Here is a 4,965-nt window from a genome sequence, read left to right as displayed (position 1 = left end):
ATTTCATTGGAATTTATAAGAATTGGCTTATCCATAATTTTTCCTCCCTAACGCCTCTTGGCGATTGTTTGTGCGTGGTTTATATAATTACTTATATAACTATAATTATAAAATAGCAAGTAAAAAATTATAAAAAGTTATATTTTTATAAAAAATATTATAATATCTTGCTGAATAAGAGGGGAGGATAATTAGCGATAAGTCCGAATCATCTTGCTGTAAGAACTTATTGGCAAAATAGCAAATATCTCTCCAACCCACACAATTTTAACATTCTTAATAGGTAAGGCATTCCAAGAAAGCAGATCTATTTCACCATTCATTCCCCTGCTAATCTGCTTTATATATCTTTTATTATCATGTGTTAAAATAACGGCTTCTTTGCCAAAAAAGGATTCTATTGTTTTAATTTGGCGCCGTCTTACGATAACCATATCTCCATCTTTATAGGCTGGTATCATAGAATCTCCTTTAACTTCAAAAGCAACCATATCATCAGGTAAAGCAAAAGGAATTTCTACTTGTTCAAGACCATCTTCAGGGATTTGTTCAAAACTTGGATCTATCTGTGTTCCTGCTCCAATATACCCCATAAGAGGAACAAAAGTTATTAAGTGATTGTCCCCTTTTAGTTCTTTATATAATTCTAAAATGGCATCTCGATTAGAGCCGCGTGGATCAGAATCTTTTAACCACTTAGACACTGAAGCTTGTGTTACGTTTAGCCGTTTGGCTACATCTTCTTGCGTTAAGTTAAATTCGGTCAAAATCTTTTTTAATGTGCTTATGATATTAGATTTATTACTCATACTTCTGCTTACCTTATTTTTTTATCATTGATAAAGATAAATTTCATTGACTTTATATAACTATAATTATATGAATAAAATAAGGCAGAGCTGTAATTGGAGCTTGTAAATGGATCAACGAGAAGATTTTAAGAATTTGACTAAGTCAATACGGGGCAAATTTAATTGGACTCAATCAGAAATGGCGAAAATGCTTGGTGTAACTCAAGCAGCTGTTTGCAAGTGGGAAAAAAGAGGATCTATCTCCGTAATAAATTATCTCAAGCTGCAAAAGTTGAAGGATAGTTCTAGCTCTAGTTCTGCTTTTATTGCTGCTCCTACAGATAGTAACGAACAGCAACAGCAGCCTTCACACTCTTAAAGAAGAAAGATCATGAGAAACGGAATATTGAAGAAACTCTACACACGGATTTGTAGATTAATAGGTTGTAATACGAAAATTGAGAATGGAGATAAGTTTGTGAAAGAATTTATACAAATACCGAATCGTGATTGTAGCGTAGAAGATCTTGTGAAACGACACGAAACTCACACAACAATTCTTAAAAAACGAGAAGAATGGCATAAGTCAAAATTTGATAGTTGGATGAGATGGCATGAAGCCACTCTTGCAGAGCGAGATAAGTCAATTGAACAACAGCAAGTAGTACTTGAAAACCTATCCTCTTTAATTAAGCAAAAAAATGAAACGCTATACAGCCAAAGGCTAAAGTTAGCTTCACAGATGAAAGTTATTGATGAATTAAACAATAAAATCACTGAGTTAATCAACAAAAAAGAAGAACCGAGATTGATCGATTTTATTTTTGCAGGAGAAGTTTTTTAACTTGCGTCATTTGAGCCAAAAATGAGGATTGTTAATTAACAATGAATCATTGCGAGGTTCCTTTTTCAAAAACATTTTTGCAAGACAGGCAATCACAACGCGCCCTGTCACAACAGCAGCATTTAGACTCTTAAAAAGAAAGATCAGAGATGATAGATGTCCCGCATATCACTATAAGTAAAGTCAAGTTGATTAATCTTGTTAATAAGATTGGACGTGAAGACATATATTATGGTGTTCGCTCGCCTAATCAGACATGTGAAAGTTGCATAGATCCCTCATCAACAGGTTATCTTGTCTATATACTGCAAAATATTTTTGCGCGTGATGATAGAAATTATTTTCCGTTATTGCCATACGATGATTTTAATCAATGGTTTTCATCTGCCTTTACGCAAGCTTTTACAACTTGGTTTGATAATTATTTTTCTCAAGATTTGTCATCTTTTCATCGCCTAAATGAGCTACTTTTGTTTACAGCTTTAGTCGAAAGTAATCTTGGCTTCTTAAGGGATGACCTCATCAAAAAAAGAGAAGAAGAAATCAAATTAATAAATGATGCGTGTAGTGTGCGTCTGAATTGAGTTAATCCAATTTTTTAAAACTTATAACTACGCGCTCTGTCATAGCACACATATAAATACTTAGAGCTTTAAAGGGGGGATTATGATCACTAACGCACAAACCATTTTATGTCTTGATCTAGGGACCAAGACAGGCTGGGCGATATGCGGTGCGGATGGTCACATCATCAGTGGTGTCATGAATTTCCACCCCCGATATTTTGAAGTCGGTGGAATGCATTATTTACGCTTTAAGAGATGTCTATCAGAAATAAAACAGACAGTAGGCAGCATTGACGCGATGTATTTTGAAGAAGTGAGGCGTCATAATAGTACTGATGCAGCGCATATTTACGGTGACTTGTTATCAACCTTAACGACGTGGTGTGAACATCATCAGATACCGTATGAAGGCATTCCTGTTGGCACAATTAAGAAAGCAACAACAGGAAAAGGAAACGCATCAAAAGTAAAAATGATTAAGGCAATATGTTCCAAAGGACATACGCCTAAAGACGACAACGAAGCAGATGCTTTAGCAATTTTATATTTAATAAAAGAAGGAGGCGCGCATGTCTAATGGTATGCCATGGATAAGATTCCATTTGTATGACTGGATAAGTGGTACAGATGGAATGACGTTAGAGCAAAGGGGCGCTTATATGACGCTTCTCGTTCGCATGTACGATAAAAAAGCACCAATTAAAGAAGATTTTGAAACGCTTGCACGTGTTTGCAATTGTTCACAAAAAAAGTTTGCGACTATTGTCGAATATCTCATGAGAAATAATAAACTTGTTGAGACAGATAATGGATTGTGGAATACGCGCGTTGAAGAAGAACTCAATAACCTCAGTGAAGAGCTAGATAATTTTACCTTTAATAATAATGAAGAAAAGGAGGTAAAATATGTCAACTAAATTGGCTTGGACGAGACTTAATACAGACCAGTGGCTATTTAAACTCTCTGATTTACCACCTATGGAAGTCAATGTTTATGTGAAGTTGCGGATAAGAATGTTACACACGCGTGAGCCTCTTTTGAATGATGCACGAATATTATCTCATTTTACTTGTTGTTCAGTAAAAAGATTTGAAAAGGCGTTAAATTATTTATTTAGATCTGGACACATCATTTATTTAGAAGATGGACGCTTGTGGAGTTTAGATGTTGAAGAAGAACTCAATAACTCAAATGAAAATTTAAATAAGTTTTCAGAGAGAGCAAAGAAAGCAGCGCAGGCAAAATGGGCAAAACATCATAAAGCAAAAACAATGAGTGATGATCAAGATGCTAAAAATGCTAAGCATGATGCTAACGGTATGCTTAAGGATGCTAAGCATGATGCTTGTGGGGATTTTAGCAATGCACAAGAAATGCTTAATGATGCCATTAACAATAACAATAACATATATAATAAAAAAACTAAAACTATCGTTTTAGCAAAAAAAGAAATTGGTTCTGAAAGTTTAGCAACAATCGATTTGGTTGACGAACCAACAGAGGTTGCTGCTGTTGAGAGCACATCAGAGCAAATCACAACGGGTGTAGAANATTTGGTTGACGAACCAACAGAGGTTGCTGCTGTTGAGAGCACATCAGAGCAAATCACAACGGGTGTAGAAAACCAACCTCCCATTCACGAGCAAGAGAACGTTCCCAAAAAAGCAAAACGAGCGCAAGCTAATCGCGGTTGTCGATTGCCTGCGGATTTCAAACCTAATTTGCAATACGCAATCGATCAAGGATTAACCCATGATGAGGCGCTGTTAGAAACCGAACGGTTCACAAATTACTGGATAGCAAACCCAGGTAAAAATGCAAACAAACGAGATTGGCAAAGGACTTGGTACAATTGGGTCACAAGCCCTATCGGAACGCTAGCAAAGAAAAAAGCAAGATTAGAACAGGAAAAACGGTTAGGTGGTTATCATGGAAAATTCACTCAGAAAACTTTCACAGAACAGCTTGCAGAAGGCTTCAACGAACTCAGAGATCATCTCTCATCTGGAGAAGATTATGGAAATGATCAGTCCGGGGTATCCATTGACGCTGAAAGCTGGGAATACATTGACGAAACAGGAGGAAGAGCAAACCTTAGATGCTTGCAATCTTCTACAAGCGTTGCTCTCTGTGAAAGCTTCAGTTAAGCAAATTGAGCAAGCTTCTTTCCTACTCTCAAGCATGAGAGTCCCTGCGAACACAGATTCCAAAGCCGTTGTTCTATCCTATAGCATGATGCTGGAACGGATTTCAGCATATGCTTTGAAAAAAGGCGTCGAAGATATCGTAACTGGTCAAGCAATTGGGATATCAAAAACATTTATGCCAACTTGTGGAGAGCTTTTAACTTATTGCCAGACACTAGAAAATACCCTTCTTTCAAAAGCCGAAACTGTACGTAGAGCAATTGAAAACACATGTGAGAAAACACTCAAAGAAAAAACAGCGAAAGAGCATTTTAGACCACTAACGCTTGTTCACAAGCAAGAGCTTGAAGAAACTTTAAATGGCATTGGTGGGATAATGAAACGCTTTGGTCCACAGCAAACTAGTGAAAAGTGCTGATCGTTTTACGATTAGACATGCATTTAAATCGACAAAAAGGTACCATACAAAGCGATTTAAAGATTTTACGATGAAAACCATATCCGCAATATAAAACGCTCTGTACGGTCAAATTTTAGGTAAATAGACCAATTGGTAAAATTATGGACTAAAAACATGAGAATATTAAAAGACCTGTTCTTAAAAAAGCGTAAACAA

8 protein-coding genes are annotated in these 4,965 nt (G+C 36.2%); 7 read left to right on the top strand and 1 reads right to left on the bottom strand.

The window, feature by feature from the left end; all coding sequences use genetic code 11:
• Nucleotides 1-191: 191 nt before the first annotated feature.
• Nucleotides 192-809: a S24 family peptidase gene (locus ACFIMS_RS09800; RefSeq protein WP_375638755.1), complete on the bottom strand. Its 618-nt coding sequence runs from the start codon at nt 807-809 to the stop codon at nt 192-194.
• Between the two features lie 109 nt (nt 810-918).
• On the opposite strand from ACFIMS_RS09800, the gene ACFIMS_RS09795 reads away from it, so the two are divergent.
• The 7 genes from ACFIMS_RS09795 (at nt 919) to ACFIMS_RS09765 (ending at nt 4,767) form a co-directional block, all read left to right on the top strand.
• The gene (locus tag ACFIMS_RS09795) at nt 919-1,170 is read left to right on the top strand and encodes a helix-turn-helix transcriptional regulator (protein WP_375663512.1); all 252 of its coding nucleotides are present in this window, start codon (nt 919-921) and stop codon (nt 1,168-1,170) included.
• A gap of 99 nt (nt 1,171-1,269) precedes the next feature.
• A complete protein-coding gene (locus ACFIMS_RS09790) occupies nt 1,270-1,635 on the top strand; it encodes a hypothetical protein (protein WP_375631600.1) in 366 nt (121 codons plus the stop codon).
• 149 nt (nt 1,636-1,784) lie between these two features.
• Nucleotides 1,785-2,219, top strand: coding sequence for a hypothetical protein (locus ACFIMS_RS09785; protein WP_120100899.1), 435 nt, complete (start codon nt 1,785-1,787; stop codon nt 2,217-2,219).
• A gap of 82 nt (nt 2,220-2,301) precedes the next feature.
• Entirely contained in the window at nt 2,302-2,778 is a 477-nt protein-coding gene (locus ACFIMS_RS09780) for a crossover junction endodeoxyribonuclease RuvC (RefSeq protein ID WP_375631601.1), read from the top strand.
• Nucleotides 2,771-3,118, top strand: a complete 348-nt coding sequence (locus ACFIMS_RS09775; protein WP_375658300.1) for a DUF1376 domain-containing protein — start codon at nt 2,771-2,773, stop codon at nt 3,116-3,118. The genes ACFIMS_RS09780 and ACFIMS_RS09775 overlap by 8 nt, the downstream gene beginning before the upstream one ends.
• Nucleotides 3,108-4,349, top strand: coding sequence for a hypothetical protein (locus ACFIMS_RS09770; RefSeq protein WP_375696700.1), 1,242 nt, complete (start codon nt 3,108-3,110; stop codon nt 4,347-4,349). Before ACFIMS_RS09775 ends, ACFIMS_RS09770 begins: the two co-directional genes overlap by 11 nt.
• The gene (locus tag ACFIMS_RS09765; protein WP_273790335.1) at nt 4,333-4,767 is read left to right on the top strand and encodes a hypothetical protein; all 435 of its coding nucleotides are present in this window, start codon (nt 4,333-4,335) and stop codon (nt 4,765-4,767) included. Before ACFIMS_RS09770 ends, ACFIMS_RS09765 begins: the two co-directional genes overlap by 17 nt.
• Nucleotides 4,768-4,965: the final 198 nt, after the last annotated feature.

Origin of the sequence: Bartonella sp. AP331QHHD (genome assembly GCF_042195905.1) — a bacterium.
GTDB lineage: Bacteria > Pseudomonadota > Alphaproteobacteria > Rhizobiales > Rhizobiaceae > Bartonella.
This window is presented reverse-complemented; position numbering and strand designations above follow the sequence as displayed.

What these genes read in the sequence shown, in the direction of transcription:
- ACFIMS_RS09795 (WP_375663512.1), top strand. Translation starts at nt 919, where the DNA reads ATGGATCAACGAGAAGATTTTAAGAATTTGACTAAGTCAATACGGGGC.
- ACFIMS_RS09785 (WP_120100899.1), top strand. Translation starts at nt 1,785, where the DNA reads ATGATAGATGTCCCGCATATCACTATAAGTAAAGTCAAGTTGATTAAT.
- ACFIMS_RS09780 (WP_375631601.1), top strand. Translation starts at nt 2,302, where the DNA reads ATGATCACTAACGCACAAACCATTTTATGTCTTGATCTAGGGACCAAG.
- ACFIMS_RS09775 (WP_375658300.1), top strand. Translation starts at nt 2,771, where the DNA reads ATGTCTAATGGTATGCCATGGATAAGATTCCATTTGTATGACTGGATA.
- ACFIMS_RS09800 (WP_375638755.1), bottom strand. Translation starts at nt 809, where the DNA reads ATGAGTAATAAATCTAATATCATAAGCACATTAAAAAAGATTTTGACC.